Below are 15,427 nucleotides of genomic sequence, written 5' to 3'. Positions count from 1 at the left end.
GGACTGAGAGAAAAGGCTGCTAGTATCTGCGCCCATTTTTTCAACGTTTGCAGGAACAAAAATGTCAAAACTTTTCTTTAAAGGCCGCATAGATCCGCGGGAGAAGTATCAACACTTCGGTTACAACACTCAACGTAAAACCAAGTTAGGCAGTAAAAATGCCCCACTGATATTAAGCGTGAAAACCCAGGAAAGGCAGCTCGAACTTGAGGCGCTACTCAAACAACACAATTTTTACGGCGAGATAATTGTCGACTCGGCCAAACCAGAAAATACCATACAGCTTGATACATTATTAAGCTTACCTGGTACACAAACTTTTGAAAAAACGCCTAACCGCAATGATCCGTGCGTGTGCGGAAGTGGCAATAAATTTAAAAAGTGTTGTGGATAAGGTCAGCGCCTTAGCTGACCTTTCGGTCTTTTGTTTTTCAAATAGATATCTGACGTTACAGTGCTTTCAACCAATCCTTGAGTTCCACTGCCACAGGCTTATTGTGTTGCGCTAAAAAAGTCGTAAAACTGTGGGCATCTCTGTTAACAATACGGTGCATCGGAAAACCCACTTCGTTCGCACAGGCCATACTTAACGCGTCATTTCCCACGTCGTAAGCAACATGAGCATCGCTGGAAAAAACAAGCTTCCAGTCAAGCTGATCGGTTATCTCAAGTACCTTTTTACAATGTGGCCCACTCCCCGAACGAGATCCTTTGAACGAGCTGTTGTTCACTTCTAATACGACATTATTGTCTTTTGCTGCTCGAACGACCTCTGCAATATCGATAGGAAAATTTGGATTACCTGGATGGCCGATGATCTGAATGTCTCCTGTTTCGATGGTCGCTATCATGGCCTTGGTATTCTGTGCTTTACTGGCCGGAGCAAAAACCGGCTCATGAAAACTTGCGATAGCAAAATCTAGAAAAGGATGAAGACCATTGGGTATATCATGACCGCCGTCCGCGGGCATAATATTGGCCTCAATTGCACGTAGTATAGCGATGCCGTCGACTACCCGAGGTAACACATGACGATTCCCAAAATGCCATGGGTGAGGAGAATCTGGCATGGTGGGTCCGTGCTCAGTCAATGAAAACATCTGCATACCCTTGAGTTTTGCTTGGACAACATACTCTTGTACGGTGCTGTAAGCATGTGTACTGGCAACGGTATGCGAGTGAGTATCAACCAATAATGTCATTCTGTTCTCCTGTATTTTAATCAATGATAACGACAGTCCATGACACTTTTTTTAAACCATAATTTAGTGATCGCTGGCGGTAAAATAAAGCTACCCATTATCGCTAAATATAGAGCTGTAATATAACCGAAATTAAGGAATCAAGCTCAGCGAAGATACTAGCATAATATCTATACACTCTGACTCTGAAAACGAATTTCGATAATGCCTAGGTAAAAGTTGAATAACGTACATTAACCAATAGTTACGGCTAAATAAATCTATCAAACATAGTTGTGAGCTTACTGCTTATTAAGCGATAATATTCTCACCTGCTAGGCAAAATAATGAGGACTGTATGATGGACAAATTTATGCAAGCTGCCATCGATGAAGCGAAACTAGGACTCGAAGAAGGGGGTATCCCCATTGGTTCGGTATTGGTTTACAAAGATGAAATTATAGGTAGGGGTCACAATAGACGTGTGCAAAGTGGCAGCCCTATTCTACACGGCGAAATGGATGCACTCAATAATGCAGGTCGCCAACCAGCCAGCGTATATAAGGCATCAACCTTATATACTACATTGTCACCTTGTAGCATGTGCAGTGGTACAATATTACTCTATGGTATTCCCAAACTCGTTATTGGCGAAAATCAAACATTCCAAGGAGAAGAAGCGCTATTGAACGAACGAGGTGTAGCCATAGAGGTTATCCACAGCCAAGCCTGCATCTCACTTATGAATGGTTTTATTCGCGATAAGCCAGAATTATGGAATGAAGACATCGGTGAATAAAGTCAACCAAGTGATTTAAATAGTAAACACAGAGATGAAAATAATAAACACCAAGTTAAATACACTTAACTTATATTCCATTGTATTCTATATTTCTTCTTTATTAATTTATGAGATCGGAATTGTAAGTCGTTTAAAGAAAAAGCATTCGAGTGTCATTAGTTTCCACTATATTTATCTTTAGTTAGTATTTTATAAGTCTACAAAGTTTGGCTGACCAGCCTGTCAATGAGGCATAGAAATTTACCGATGAGTTACTTTTAAAATCCGTAATCATGATGATAATAGACGAGCTTGCTTTCATATTATCATCGCAATTTTCAATCCCGATGACGCTAAACAAAAAGCAGATGAGCGTGATAAACTTTATCAATTAAAAGCGAATAGCTTTGGCTATACCGTTTTAATTTTAGGTGTAATGATATTCTTAGGACGCATGCTATTGAACGAATTTTTATCCCCAACTGACACATCAAAAGTCATCCACGAATTTCCACTTTTGACGGCCCATATTTTACTGTTCGGTTTTATTATTTCCGAGTTGGCACGTTGTGCGAGTCAATTATTTTTTTATAGAAAAGGTGCCTAGTGTGGCAAATGTACCCATCAAAAATAAAGTTCGAGAGTTACGATTTTTTGCTGATGAAATGACGCAAAAAGAGTTAGCAGAATTAGTCGGTGTAACACGACAAACAATTATGGCTATTGAAAAAAGTAAGTATTCACCAACCCTTGAAGTAGCCTTCAAAATTGCTGAAGTATTTGGTCAATCTATTGAAGAAGTATTTCAGTACGAAGGTTAACAAAACTTTTTGTTAGTACTCACTAACATTGATATTTATTGTACAACAATAGTTAACGATATAATTGATTTGATAGCCAGCACAAAGAGTATTAGCTCGCTGTGCTGACTATAGTGTTAAATCGGAGAGTAAATACTCACTTACTTTTCACCCTTCCATTTTACTTCATAAAGATCCCTTCTACGATCAAGATAGTTTCGTACTGAACCTTCATTTTTGAGCTGTTTCAGTTTATCGAAATCAAGGTCCACTATCAGTGTCATCTCAGTATTCGGGGTTGTTTCAGACACAATCGCATCATGAGGAAATGAGAAATCAGAGGGCGAAAATACAGCTGTCTGACCATATTGAATATCAACATTATCGACCTTAGGTAAGTTACCCACACTACCCGCAATTGCCACATAACATTCGTTTTCGATAGCTCTTGCTTGCGAACATCTACGAACCCGTAAATAACCATTTTTGGTATCAGTCCAGAAGGGAACAAACAGGATCTGAACATCTTGCTCGGCAAGTAATCTACCCAACTCAGGAAACTCAACATCATAGCAAATTAAAATACCAACCTTACCAAAATCGGTGTCAAAGGCTTGTAACTTATTGCCCCCTTGCATGATCCAATCTTTCTTTTCATGAGGTGTAAGATGCAATTTATATTGGCTTTCTACTCGTCCGTCTCGGTGACAAAAATAACTCACGTTATACAATTCATCATCTTCGATAACAGGCACTGAACCAGCAATGACATTAATGTTGTAAGACACCGCTAAACGCGAAATTTCTGTCAGTATTTCATCGGTATAAGTGGCCAAATTCCAAATGGCATCTATCGAAGTATCAGCCTGTTTAATACCCATTAAAGGCGCATTAAAAAACTCAGGGAAAAGTGCCACATCACATTTATAGTCTGACAACGCATCAACAAAGTATTCGACCTGTTGAAGTAATTCAGGAATATCGTTGAAGTAACGCATCTGCCACTGAATACACCCGATCCGCGCCGAATTGCGCTGGCTAGCCAATGCGCCTGGCTCTTCAGCGTCGTAATATATGTTGTGCCATTGCAAAAGAGTAGCATAACCCCGAGATGCTCTATCTTCAGGAAAGTAAGCTTTGAGCAATTGCTTTACTTCAAAGCCATTAGATAACTGAAAGGTCAAAATAGGATCATGTAAGTCTTTGGATTTGACTAACTCGACATATTCATAAGGTGACATCTGTGCGGCATGCTTGGCGTAATTTGGAATACGTCCACCGGCCACAATCGATTTCAAATTTAGGTTCCGACATACATCTTTACGGGCTTGGTATAAACGACGCCCCAAACGCAGTCCACGGTATTCAGGAGATACAAATAAATCGATCCCGTATAATACATCTCCTTTGGGATCGTGCGTCGACATATACGCATCACCCGTTATATCGTCGTAGGTGTGCTTATCACCAAATTTATCATAGTCAATGATCACCGAAATAGCGGCTGCTACGACTTTGCCTTTATCTTCAATACAGATTTGTCCTTCGGGAAAAACATTCAACTGTGATTGAAAATTTTTCAGAGGCCAAGCGCCGCCGACTTGCGCATATACGATGTCCATTAACTCTTTTACATCTGCATAATCGTCAATGGTTAGGTGGCGTAATTCTAATATATGTTCAGGGTCATCGACCGATGGAGTCGTGCTGTTGTTATCATGCATAAGCGTACCGAGAGGCTCCGTTGTAATAGGATTTGTTCACGAGTAACAACCTGTACCAGCGCAGGTGTTTCGTCAAGTAATGTTTGTTCTTCATGGATGTTTTATCTAGATAATTAGCAGCGAGTCAGTTTTCAAACTTGCGCTTATAATCGCGTGTATAGGGATAGAAATAAATAAATATTCTACTTAACCCAGCAACATTCGCGCCATCCTTATTAATCCAATAATGTTGGAATGGTTTAATGTATTTCGCTGATACGATATGCTCATCGAGATCCTAGACCGGTAGTTTAAGCTACCAGTACAAAAGGGAAAGGTTTGTAAGAACGCTTATATCTTTTTGTAACGGCTAATAACATCCTGTGGCTGGACGGTTATTCTACAATTAAAGATTTCACTAAACTATCTTCGCCACCATAGCGCTGAAGATATTTGTTCACTATAATGCGCGACTTTACGGTCCCGCAATTAGGTATTTAAAGTAATGGCAGAACAAACTGATTGGACAATCGATGACGCAGAACGCGTATACGGCGTGAAGCGTTGGGGTGCAGGTTACTTCGAAATCGGCGCTAACGGTAATTTACATATTACCCCTGATCTCGCAAATAAAAATATGCGTATCGACTTTCAATCTGTCATCGACGAGATTAAACAAGAGGGTATTCAATTTCCAGTTGTTGTGCGCTTTCACGATATATTGCGTTCACAAGTTGCGGCACTTAATAAGACCTTTATTAATACCATTGAAGAAGCCCAGTACAAGGGTAAATACATGGGTGTTTATCCGGTTAAAGTTAATCAGATGCGTGAAGTCGTTGAAGAGATTGTCGACGCAGGCGCTCCCTTCAATTACGGCTTAGAAGCAGGCTCTAAGGCTGAGCTTATTACTGTGATGGCATACAATACCAACATTAATTCGCTGACTATTTTAAATGGCTACAAAGACGCCGAATTTATGCGCTTAGCACTGCTTGGCCGTAAATTGGGTCGCGAAATGATCGTCGTTATCGAGAAATACTCAGAGTTGAGTTTACTGGTCAATGCAGCCAAGCAGCTAGATGTTATGCCCATCATTGGACTACGTTCTAAAATGACGGTTAAAGGCCGTGGTAAATGGGAAAGTTCAGGCGGTGATCGCGCTAAATTTGGGTTGACCACCAGCGAAATGATTTGCGCTGCTCGCTACCTAGAAAGTGAAGGTATGGGTGACTGCCTAAAGTTACTACATTTCCATATCGGTAGTCAGTTAACTGATATCCGAGCAGTAAAAGAAGCCATTAGTGAAGGCGGGCGTATCTACGCCGAATTACATCGTATGGGCTTCAAATTAGAATACGTTGATGTGGGCGGTGGTTTAGGTATCGATTATGACGGTAGTAAATCAACTAACGACTCATCTCGCAATTACACCATGGATGAATACGTCGCCGATGTCGTTTATGGCATGCGTGAAGTGTGTGATTTAGAGAATGTCCCTCACCCTACCCTAGTGAGCGAAAGTGGCCGCGCAATTACGGCTCATCACAGTTGCGTCGTTGCCCAAGTCGTCGGTGAAATCCGCGCTAATAGTGCCGAGTTACCCACAGATAAACTGCCCACAGATCATATTCTATTAGGTAATATCCGTGAATTGGCGGAAAGCGTTGATACTCAAGATAATTTGCAAGAAATTTTTAACGACGCCTCACAATGGAAAGAACAAGCCATTGGTGCATTCAAATTGCGTGTTATAACCCTAGAAGAATTAGCTAAAATTGAAACGCTATACTGGCAGATTATGGTGAAATTACAGCATCGCTTAAAAGATGCTGACTTTGTGCCAGAAGAACTGCAAGAACTCGATTATAATTTATCGTCACAATACCTATGTAATTTTTCAGTGTTTCAATCCGCTGCTGATACGTGGGCTATCGATCAAGTATTGCCCGTGGTACCGATTTCGCGGATGAATGAAGAGCCCACAGTAAACTGTTCCCTAGTGGACATAACCTGTGACAGTGACGGCAAACTTGATCAATTCGTTGTAGAGCATGGCATTTCTGATGTGCTGCCGATGCCACCGCTTAAAAAGGGTGAAGACTATTATTTAGGTTTGTTTTTAACAGGCGCTTACCAAGATGTTATGGGCGACATGCACAACCTTTTTGGACGTCTTAACGAAGTTCACATTTTTGGTGATGATGATGATCCTGAAGATTTCTACATCGAAGAGGTTGTTAAAGGTTCTTCGGTGCAAGATGTGTTGTCTATCATGCAATACAATCCTGATGCCATGGCACAATCTATGAAGCGAATGATCGATCAACATATTTCAAGTGGTGAAATGAAACCAAGAGAAGCGGTGAAGTGGACCGACTTTTACGAAGACTGCTTAAAAGGTTATACCTACTTAAAAACCAATTAAGAGTTGATCAACAAATAACAAAAAACCCAGTTTATATCGTTAAACTGGGTTTTTTTATTGTTGAGCAATATATATCCGTTAAATCGCAGTTATTATGGTTTAACGCTACCGCTGAGTAATTTTTGCTTCTCATCGTATTGTTCAAAATAACTGGCCCAAAAGTCGGCGGTAAAATCATTAATAAGATTCGACTCAGCATTCATCAGCATAAAATATCCAACTTTTTGATCCGGCGCAAAAGACACCACAGCTCGATAACCTTTAACCCACCCACCATGATAATTTAACTTATGACCATCGAAATCGTATACACGCCAACCCAGTCCATAATGTGCATCTTTTAAATAACGTTTCCATAGACGGCGATGCATCTCGCGCTTAGTTTTTACTCTGGGCTGCGTGACCTGATCAATAATTTGCGGTCCAATAATATTCGGTTTTTCACCTAATAATGCGCCTACCCACTTAACCATATCAGCACCATTAGCATTAACACCGGCCGCCGGTGAATAACGGTAATAATCATCACTGACCGCTACACTGCGCCACTTATTTTTGGCAATTGCGACGTGTGGCTTAGCCCAAGAGGAAGAGGCCTCCAGCCCTTTTCGTCCTACACTTGAGCCTTTCATATTAAGCGGTAGCAACACTTCATCTTCTAATTGTTGTCGGTAAGTCGTATTGTTTTCTTCAAAATATTCTTCTATCACACCAAACAGTGTATTTTGGTAGGTGTAACATTCACCGGGTGTACACAAAGGCTTTAGCGCAGTTAACATGTTTAGCACACGTTTTACCGGATAATTAGCTTCAATTAGGTTGTCATAGGCATTCGGTGAAAAGCCACTAGATTGACCAATCACATGGGCTAACTGCAGATTTTTAGTGTTCTCAAACGTAAACTCATTGGTCATATTTGTCACTGGGGTTTGCCAACTAAGCTTGTTTTCTTCGACCATCTTCGCCATTAAGATAGAAGTAAACGTTTTAGATACTGAGGCTAAACGAAACACGGTATCAGGCGTGATAGCCGAGCCGTTACTCGCTGTTTTGCCCGACACCACCATTTTTGCTGGTTTACCCTCTTCAATCAAAGCAAACAAATATCCAGGTACTCGTTGCTTTGCTGTCTTGCCCTTCACGCGTTTTGCAAAGTCATCAAGCCACTCTTCGCCCCACGCTTGTGAAGAAATAAGGCTAGAAAAAACCATACTCAGCAATAAAAAATATTTAAACACGTGAAATGGTTAGCTCCAAAATGGCGATAAAAAACATAGTAACTTCCTTTTACTGACTAAAGGTAAAATGGCCGCGTATTATCAGCTGTATTAGCCTAAGAATTCAACAAGCAATTGCGCCCCCCTATGTGAGCGACTATTTTGCTTTGAGTTCCGCTTTGAACGCATAATAATGGCTCAGCGGATTATTATTAGTCCATGACTTAACACATTCGGTTCACTCATGCTTACGACACAACATTTTCAACAAGCTAGATTATCCCGAGATCCGCGGTTCGATGGGCGTTTTTTTATTGCGGTCAAATCAACCGGAATATTTTGTCGTCCCATTTGCCCGGCCAAACTTCCGTTAGAAGAAAATGTCGAGTACTTCACATTAGCACAACAGGCAATGCTTGCTGGGTATCGTCCCTGCTTACGTTGTCGGCCTGATAGTGCACCTCATTCACATGCATGGAATGGTGTCGATACCACAGTAACCCGCGCCATGGGATTGCTCAGCGAAAACCTGCATCTCAATATGAGCCAAATTGCTGCAAAACTCGGAATAAGCGATCGCTACATGCGCCAATTATTTATACGCCATATCGGGCTCAGCCCGAAGCAATATCAGCTATATGAACAAATATTGTTTGCCAAGCAGCTACTCCAGCACACACAACTTCCGGTTGATCATGTTGCCGACGCTGCGGGGTTCAGTGACACCAGACGTTTACAATACAACATGCAACGTGTAATGCGTCGCACACCGAGGGAATTGCGTATAAAACCTGCTGATTTATTGCAACCCATTGTTATTCCACTTGCTTATCGGCCACCTTACAATTGGCCCCAATTGCGCGATTTTCTGGCTCGTCGGGCAATAAAAGATTGCGAATGGGTGGATGACACCAGCTATTCTCGCAGTGTAGTACTCAATGGCAGTCATGGATATTTTCACGCACAACATCAAGCTCATAAGCATCGCTTTATCGTGACCTTGCGTCTAGATAATTTGTACCAACTCAAGCCTGCGTTGCATAATATACGGCGAATTTTGGATTTAGATGCCGATAGCGTGACCATAGATAAGCAGCTTATGCAAAGTGGCTTGCGTAAAGAGCATACCACTCCCGGGATACGGATCCCTGGTATTTGGGATACCTTTGAAGCAGGCTGCCGAGCTATTTTAGGGCAACAAATCTCCGTTACAGCGGCCATTAACCTGGCAGCAAAACTGGTGTCAGAGCTCGGTCAACCTATTCCTAATACCCGGGATAAAAGCCCGCTAATCAGTCGTTATTTTCCTACTGCCGAAGCCGTCGCTAATTGCGATCTTAGCTTTTTGGGTATGCCAAATAGCCGCCGAGAAACCCTTCGTCGATTTGCCGCATTTTATCAGCAACAACCTGATGCGCCTCCTGATGATTGGCTATCACTAAAAGGTATTGGTCCGTGGACAGTAGCTTATGCTAATTTGCGAGGACAATCTCAGGCCGACATTTGGTTAAACAGCGATTTAGTGATTAAAAAACAATTGCTATTACATAGTATTGAAGCCGATAAAGCCTGTCCTTGGCGCAGCTATTTAACGTTTACCTTATGGAGTCTTGCCTGATGACAACCCCCGCAGATTGTAATCAATCATATGACTATTTATCGACCGCTACGGGGCTATTAAAAATAACGGCAAATGATTTAGGCATCAGCGCAATTACTTACGTTGAGCAACAAGATCAACCGCCAAGTAGTCACCCTTTATTGCGCAAGGCCAAGCAACAACTCATCGAATACTTTAACAACGAACGCGAAGTATTCGACTTACCCCTAGCCGCCAAAGGAACGGTATTTCAGCGTAAAGTTTGGCAGTTGCTACGCGATATTCCCTATGGGCAAACCTGCAGTTATGGCGATATTGCTAAGCGCTTAGACAACCCTAAAGCAGTCCGAGCAGTTGGCAGTGCTAATGGTAGAAATCCCATATCAATTATCGTTCCTTGTCATAGAGTAATCGGCGCTAACGGCACCCTTACCGGATACGCCGGCGGTTTGAAACGCAAAGCCTATTTACTGCAATTGGAAAACTCACTATTTAGTGCTCATCAAGCAAAATAAGAGAAATAAGGAACATTTATGCAAGCGCGTCATTTTGTTGAGCTCATTTTTCTTGCGGGTATCTGGGGTGCGGCTTTTATTTTCACTCGAACTGCAACGCCTGAGTTTGGGCCAATTAGCCTAATCACTATGCGTGCAGGCGTGGCCTGTCTTATCTTGCTACCCTTTATCTGCAATCGCGTTGCTTTAACCCAAATAAGCAAACATTGGCGAGGGATCCTTGTCGTCGGGCTAACCAACACTGCTATCCCCTTTTGTCTTTTCAGTTATAGCCTATTGCACATTGGTGCAGGGTACGCTTCTGTTATGAATGCCACTGCCCCTATGTTCGGTGCACTTATCGGCCTATTATGGTTAAAGCAGCGCATATCCGGATTTGCCGTTCTGGGCTTAGTTATTGGCTTTTTGGGGGTTGCCATACTTAGTGCGGCTCAAGCGGCTGCATTCAACGCGCTCGCCGTATTGCCCACACTTGCCACGCTTGGTGCCACGGCCTTGTATGGCTACGCAGGCTGCTTTACCAAGCAGTATTTAAGTGATGTAAGCCCGATGGCATTGGCCGCTGGTAGTTTATTTGCTGCGACTTTATGTTTACTGCCTTTGAATATTTGGTTTATGCCCACTTCTGTACCCTCGTCCAGCAGCTGGATCGATGCCATTGCCTTGGGGAGTTTATGTACTGCCTTAGCCTATTTATTATATTTTCGTTTAATCGCCAATGTAGGGCCAAGCAATGCTTTAATGGTTGCATACTTGATCCCAGCATTTGGCATTATGTGGGGAATTGTTTTATTAGATGAAACGTTCACGACGTTAATGTGGGCTGGAGTGGTTTTGGTTATAACTGGCGTGGTGTTAGCCACTGGAATCGTCGAAAGGCGCAGGTTAAAAATTAAACCTGCCCTTTAAGTGCTTATAGGGCTTGATTTAATGCTCGGCGATAAGCTGTAAACGCACCACATTTCGTCCTTCACGCTTAGCGGCAAAAAGCGCGTCATCCGCAGCCGCAATCACTTCATTAATGGTCCGCGGAATAGCAGTAAACGAAACACCAAAGCTCGCAGTCATTTGAATGGACATACTGCCTGTGGTAATCGTCATATTGGCTAGGCGATTACGCACCGTTTCTGCCACATCAACCGCTTCATGAGGTCCAGTGTTCGGTAATAATAATAAAAATTCCTCGCCGCCCCAACGCCCAAGTATATCTTGCTTTCTTAACTCTAATTGCAACATTGAAGCAATCTGGCGTAAAACGATATCACCCGCTTTGCGCCCATGTGTTTCATTGATTGATTTAAAATTGTCTAGGTTAATTAACACCAAGCTCACAGATGATTTTTCATACATAAAACCATCAAACATAAGCGACATACTTGCGCGGTTAGGCAGTTCTGTTAACACGTCAATCTGACGCGTTTTTTGCATGTCTTTTTTGAAGTAATACAATAAATTGTAAATAATCAAAAACAAGCCAAAAATAAGCACTAACAAGGTGACAATGCTAAAAATAAAGCCACGGCTAATCTCAGTTTGACGAGATTCAAGGGGCGTCATCAAATATAACGTCCAGTCAAACGGTTGAATGTTCAATTCTGCGATCAAAAAATCATAACCGTTGATTTTCACCAATAGGTTATTTAACGAGCCCTGCTGCTCTTCCTCTGACAAGTCTTTGAACCATGGTAAATTGGTTAAATTAGTAAACTCTGAATTCGCGGCGACCAATTTGGGATCCGATGACAAGGTAATATTTCTGTCTTGATCGGCAAAAATAAAGTCGTAACCATAGGTTTCTTTATAACGCGCAAAAATATCTAAAAAACTACGCAGGCTTTTGCCCACACCGAAAAAACCAAGAAAATGTTGGTTCTCGTCAAACACTTTTAAATCAATATAGAAGTGGGTGTCTTCCCATTTACCGATATCGGCGATTTCATTCTGTGCTGAATCTTTGTATTTGAAATACCAACTAACGTTACCTTCTAATAGCTCTGTCGTGGTGCCATCAGAATAATACTGCCGTCGACTCTTTTCGCTAGCAATAAAAAAATTCATACCAAATTCACGCTGCAATCGTTTAAGACTGTCGAAAACGGCCTGTTCATCAATAGACGGCGCTCCCATTAAATCTTGTAATTCTTTTGCTTTTACCAGCGTTTCAGAAATGTGTAGTGGTTTCATCAATTGCTGAACAATAAGCTCTAATGCAGGAGAGTGAGACTGTTGCTGAGCACGACTTTGCTCTGCAACGATTTTAGATACGCTAAAGTGTACCAAAGTGACTATGGATACCGCGACAACGACGAAGAGCAGTAAGATACTGCGATGTAAGGTCCGAAAAATATTCACAAACTACCCTGTATAAAATAAACTGAAAAAAGGCTTAACTGCTTATTAGTGCACCCAGTTATTCATTAACCCTAGTATCACTAATTTATTGCTCACGTTAAACCAAAGACCTTTTTTTAACTAAATTATTTCATGAAAAACAATATATATACTAAGTTTTACATATTGTTCGCCACATAATCTGCTGATAAAACGGTTAGGTCGGTAAATTTACCTTAATAACTCTATTATAAGCAAGCGACCAAGATTAAGACATTGTACTTTGGTTGCAAAATTATTGTTTGATTGCATCCAATAATAAATTATTTTACGTCGTTTACATGATAAAAGATCGAGCACTGGTAGTTTTTCCCCGCATCAGTAAAATACCCCCCACTTCATTAGATTCAGGATACTTCATGTCATTTTCAGTGGTAATACTCGCAGCAGGCAAAGGGACGCGTATGAAGTCTTCAATGCCTAAAGTTTTACATCCAATTGGTGCCAAGCCAATGGTTCAACGAATTATTGATACAGTAAATCAGTTGGGTGCTAATTCTATCAACTTGGTCTATGGCCATCAGGCTGAGCAATTACAATCTGCCCTTGGGCACAACGCGCTAAACTGGTGTTTACAAGCAGAGCAACTAGGGACCGGCCACGCGGTGCAACAAGCAGTACCCTATATCAATGATAACGAAGATGTACTTATCTTGGTCGGAGACGCGCCGCTTATAAAGGCAAATACTCTGCATAATTTATTACAAACGAAAGCCCAGGCCGATGTCGCACTGCTGACGGTTAACGTTTCTGACCCGACTGGTATGGGCCGTATTATTCGTCAAGGCGAACAAGTGACGGCGATCGTTGAACATAAAGACGCCAGTGATGCTCAGCGTCAGATCAATGAGATTAATACCGGTATGATGGTATTAAATGGTAAAGATTTAAAACGCTGGTTATCTAATTTAAACAGCAACAATGCGCAAGGTGAATTTTATTTAACCGACGTGATTGAAATGGCTGCCAATGAAGGCAAAATCATTAAAGCAGCGCAACCTACTAGTGAAGTTGAAGTTGAAGGCATTAATAATCGTAAGCAACTTGCAGCCATTGAACGCGCCTTTCAATTTGAACAAGCCGAAGAACTCATGATGCAAGGTGTCAGTTTACTCGACCCCCGTCGTTTTGATTTACGTGGTGATATTATTGTCGGACAAGACATTGTCATTGACGTCAATGTGGTAATCGAAGGCACGGTGAAAATTGGTTCTAATGTCACAATAGGTCCTAACTGTATTCTAAAAGACTGTGAAATTGCCGATGGTGCAACAATCGAAGCTAACAGCATGTTAGACCAAGCAGTGGTGGGTGAAAATTGCTCTGTAGGGCCTTATGCTCGTCTGCGTCCGGGTACAATTATGCATGAGAATGCTCGCGTCGGTAATTTCGTTGAAATGAAAAAAACCACATTGGGTAAAGGCTCTAAAGCTAATCACTTGTCATACTTAGGCGATGCTACAGTAGGGATTGGTGCCAACATCGGGGCAGGCACAATTACCTGTAACTACGATGGTGTAAATAAATCGAAAACAATTATCGGTGATGGTGCGTTTATTGGCTCGAATAGCGCGTTAGTAGCGCCAGTTCAGATTGGTAATCAGGCAACCGTTGGTGCAGGTTCAGTGATAACCAAAACAGTGGCCGATGAAGAATTAGCGATCGCCCGAGCGAAGCAACGTAATATTAGCGGGTGGCAACGTCCAACCAAGCCTTAATGGTTATTGACGCTTAATCCACTGCTGATAGCAACAAAAACCAAACGACAAACAAGGCTCTGCTTGTATCAATAGAGCCTTCTTCATTTCCGGTTTAGCAAACACTATTTCTTTCGCATAATAAAGGCTGGCGTAACACGTTGGTAAGGCATTTATTCCACTAACCGCTCACCTAAACACGCTGTAATGTAACCTCGTAACATCCAATACCATACACATACGGTATCTTTAGCTACTAACGAAGTATTTGTTTTAATAGAGACAAAATAATCCCTTTATCTTTCGTTTTGAAAGATATATATTTCGAATTATGCAAAAACGAAATACTCAACAGCGCCGCCGCGCAATTATCGACCGCCTACATGAGCACCGTGAAGTCATGGTCGACGAGCTGGCAAAGCTACTTGCGACGTCTGAAGTTACGATCCGTAAAGATCTGACCGAGCTCGAAAATAATGGTTTGCTACTGCGTAAATTTGGTGGTGCGGTGCCCTTACCTCAAGGCTCGTCTGAACTTTCCAGCGAAAAGCTTTCAGCACGTAAAATTGCTATAGCGAAAGTCGCGGCAACCCTTATCAAAGATCATAACCGTATTATTATTGATAGTGGTAGCACAACAGCTGCGCTAATCCCTGAACTTGCCAGTAAAATTGGTTTAGTCGTTATGACAAACTCGTTACATGTGGCGAACTCGTTGTTAGAAAGCGAGAATGAACCGAAAGTGTTAATGACCGGTGGCACTTGGGATCCACAGTCACATGCGTTTCAAGGAAAAATGGCAGAGCAAGTATTACGCGCCTACAATTTTGATCAAACATTTATAGGCGCCGCGGGGTTGGACCTGCAAAAAGGCACAACCACCTTTAATGAACTGACTCAATTGAGTCAAGTGATGGCTGAAGTATCTAATGATGTAATTGTGTTGGCTGAATCAGAAAAGTTACAACGTAAAATACCCAATGTTGAATTGCCATGGCTGGCAATATCAATACTGGTTACTGATGATTTGATCGCTGACAGCGATAAAAAACATATTGAAAAACAGGGCGTGAAGGTGATTTGCGCACAAACTAAAAGAATTGGAGCATAACCT

13 protein-coding genes are annotated in these 15,427 nt (G+C 41.8%); 9 read left to right on the top strand and 4 right to left on the bottom strand.

Annotated features, from left to right (window positions below; genetic code table 11):
• The first annotated feature begins 61 nt into the window (after window positions 1-61).
• A complete protein-coding gene (locus GQS54_RS00685) occupies window positions 62-394 on the top strand; it encodes a PBPRA1643 family SWIM/SEC-C metal-binding motif protein (RefSeq protein WP_166422088.1) in 333 nt (110 codons plus the stop codon).
• 55 nt (window positions 395-449) lie between these two features.
• On the opposite strand, the gene GQS54_RS00680 is transcribed toward GQS54_RS00685, so the two are convergent.
• Window positions 450-1,202 carry a phosphatase gene (locus GQS54_RS00680; protein ID WP_166422087.1) on the bottom strand — a complete coding sequence of 251 codons (753 nt, stop codon included), beginning with the start codon at window positions 1,200-1,202 and terminating at the stop codon, window positions 450-452.
• A gap of 340 nt (window positions 1,203-1,542) precedes the next feature.
• Between GQS54_RS00680 and GQS54_RS00675 the strand changes: the two genes are divergently transcribed.
• Together GQS54_RS00675 and GQS54_RS00670 are read left to right on the top strand one after the other, a co-directional pair.
• Window positions 1,543-1,980: a nucleoside deaminase gene (locus GQS54_RS00675; protein ID WP_166422418.1), complete on the top strand. Its 438-nt coding sequence runs from the start codon at window positions 1,543-1,545 to the stop codon at window positions 1,978-1,980.
• 590 nt (window positions 1,981-2,570) lie between these two features.
• The gene (locus GQS54_RS00670) at window positions 2,571-2,783 is read left to right on the top strand and encodes a helix-turn-helix transcriptional regulator (protein ID WP_158768514.1); all 213 of its coding nucleotides are present in this window, start codon (window positions 2,571-2,573) and stop codon (window positions 2,781-2,783) included.
• 140 nt (window positions 2,784-2,923) lie between these two features.
• Here the strand turns inward: GQS54_RS00670 and GQS54_RS00665 are convergent, their stop codons facing one another.
• Window positions 2,924-4,486, bottom strand: a complete 1,563-nt coding sequence (locus tag GQS54_RS00665) for a bifunctional GNAT family N-acetyltransferase/carbon-nitrogen hydrolase family protein (RefSeq protein ID WP_166422086.1) — start codon at window positions 4,484-4,486, stop codon at window positions 2,924-2,926.
• A 484-nt stretch (window positions 4,487-4,970) separates the two neighbouring features.
• On the opposite strand from GQS54_RS00665, the gene speA reads away from it, so the two are divergent.
• On the top strand, window positions 4,971-6,893 hold the full coding sequence (gene speA, locus GQS54_RS00660) for a biosynthetic arginine decarboxylase (RefSeq protein WP_166422085.1): 1,923 nt from the start codon (window positions 4,971-4,973) through the stop codon (window positions 6,891-6,893).
• 92 nt (window positions 6,894-6,985) lie between these two features.
• Here the strand turns inward: speA and GQS54_RS00655 are convergent, their stop codons facing one another.
• On the bottom strand, window positions 6,986-8,131 hold the full coding sequence (locus GQS54_RS00655; RefSeq protein ID WP_166422084.1) for a serine hydrolase domain-containing protein: 1,146 nt from the start codon (window positions 8,129-8,131) through the stop codon (window positions 6,986-6,988).
• A gap of 223 nt (window positions 8,132-8,354) precedes the next feature.
• On the opposite strand from GQS54_RS00655, the gene GQS54_RS00650 reads away from it, so the two are divergent.
• From GQS54_RS00650 to GQS54_RS00640, 3 genes are read left to right on the top strand one after another with little or no spacing between them, the layout of a single operon-like run.
• Window positions 8,355-9,728 carry an AlkA N-terminal domain-containing protein gene (locus GQS54_RS00650; protein WP_166422083.1) on the top strand — a complete coding sequence of 458 codons (1,374 nt, stop codon included), beginning with the start codon at window positions 8,355-8,357 and terminating at the stop codon, window positions 9,726-9,728.
• On the top strand, window positions 9,728-10,225 hold the full coding sequence (locus GQS54_RS00645; protein ID WP_166422082.1) for a methylated-DNA--[protein]-cysteine S-methyltransferase: 498 nt from the start codon (window positions 9,728-9,730) through the stop codon (window positions 10,223-10,225). The genes GQS54_RS00650 and GQS54_RS00645 overlap by 1 nt, the downstream gene beginning before the upstream one ends.
• 18 nt (window positions 10,226-10,243) lie before the next feature.
• Window positions 10,244-11,134, top strand: a complete 891-nt coding sequence (locus GQS54_RS00640) for a DMT family transporter (RefSeq protein WP_166422081.1) — start codon at window positions 10,244-10,246, stop codon at window positions 11,132-11,134.
• 18 nt (window positions 11,135-11,152) lie between these two features.
• Here the strand turns inward: GQS54_RS00640 and GQS54_RS00635 are convergent, their stop codons facing one another.
• A complete protein-coding gene (locus GQS54_RS00635) occupies window positions 11,153-12,577 on the bottom strand; it encodes a sensor domain-containing diguanylate cyclase (RefSeq protein WP_166422080.1) in 1,425 nt (474 codons plus the stop codon).
• A gap of 398 nt (window positions 12,578-12,975) precedes the next feature.
• Here GQS54_RS00635 and glmU point away from each other — a divergent pair, with 398 nt between their 5' ends.
• Window positions 12,976-14,334 carry a bifunctional UDP-N-acetylglucosamine diphosphorylase/glucosamine-1-phosphate N-acetyltransferase GlmU gene (gene glmU / locus GQS54_RS00630; protein WP_166422079.1) on the top strand — a complete coding sequence of 453 codons (1,359 nt, stop codon included), beginning with the start codon at window positions 12,976-12,978 and terminating at the stop codon, window positions 14,332-14,334.
• A 310-nt stretch (window positions 14,335-14,644) separates the two neighbouring features.
• Window positions 14,645-15,424 (top strand): DeoR/GlpR family DNA-binding transcription regulator, encoded by a 780-nt coding sequence (locus tag GQS54_RS00625; RefSeq protein ID WP_166422078.1) that lies wholly within the window; start codon window positions 14,645-14,647, stop codon window positions 15,422-15,424.
• The last annotated feature ends 3 nt before the right edge of the window (window positions 15,425-15,427 follow it).

The organism is Paraglaciecola sp. 20A4, assembly GCF_011378905.1.
GTDB lineage: Bacteria > Pseudomonadota > Gammaproteobacteria > Enterobacterales > Alteromonadaceae > Paraglaciecola.
The sequence above is the reverse complement of the archived record's forward strand: the minus strand, read 5'-3'. Positions and strand labels throughout refer to the sequence as shown.

What these genes read in the sequence shown, in the direction of transcription:
- GQS54_RS00685 (WP_166422088.1), top strand. Translation starts at nt 62, where the DNA reads ATGTCAAAACTTTTCTTTAAAGGCCGCATAGATCCGCGGGAGAAGTAT.
- GQS54_RS00680 (WP_166422087.1), bottom strand. Translation starts at nt 1,202, where the DNA reads ATGACATTATTGGTTGATACTCACTCGCATACCGTTGCCAGTACACAT.
- GQS54_RS00675 (WP_166422418.1), top strand. Translation starts at nt 1,543, where the DNA reads ATGGACAAATTTATGCAAGCTGCCATCGATGAAGCGAAACTAGGACTC.
- GQS54_RS00665 (WP_166422086.1), bottom strand. Translation starts at nt 4,486, where the DNA reads ATGCATGATAACAACAGCACGACTCCATCGGTCGATGACCCTGAACAT.
- speA (WP_166422085.1), top strand. Translation starts at nt 4,971, where the DNA reads ATGGCAGAACAAACTGATTGGACAATCGATGACGCAGAACGCGTATAC.
- GQS54_RS00650 (WP_166422083.1), top strand. Translation starts at nt 8,355, where the DNA reads ATGCTTACGACACAACATTTTCAACAAGCTAGATTATCCCGAGATCCG.
- GQS54_RS00645 (WP_166422082.1), top strand. Translation starts at nt 9,728, where the DNA reads ATGACAACCCCCGCAGATTGTAATCAATCATATGACTATTTATCGACC.
- GQS54_RS00640 (WP_166422081.1), top strand. Translation starts at nt 10,244, where the DNA reads ATGCAAGCGCGTCATTTTGTTGAGCTCATTTTTCTTGCGGGTATCTGG.
- glmU (WP_166422079.1), top strand. Translation starts at nt 12,976, where the DNA reads ATGTCATTTTCAGTGGTAATACTCGCAGCAGGCAAAGGGACGCGTATG.
- GQS54_RS00625 (WP_166422078.1), top strand. Translation starts at nt 14,645, where the DNA reads ATGCAAAAACGAAATACTCAACAGCGCCGCCGCGCAATTATCGACCGC.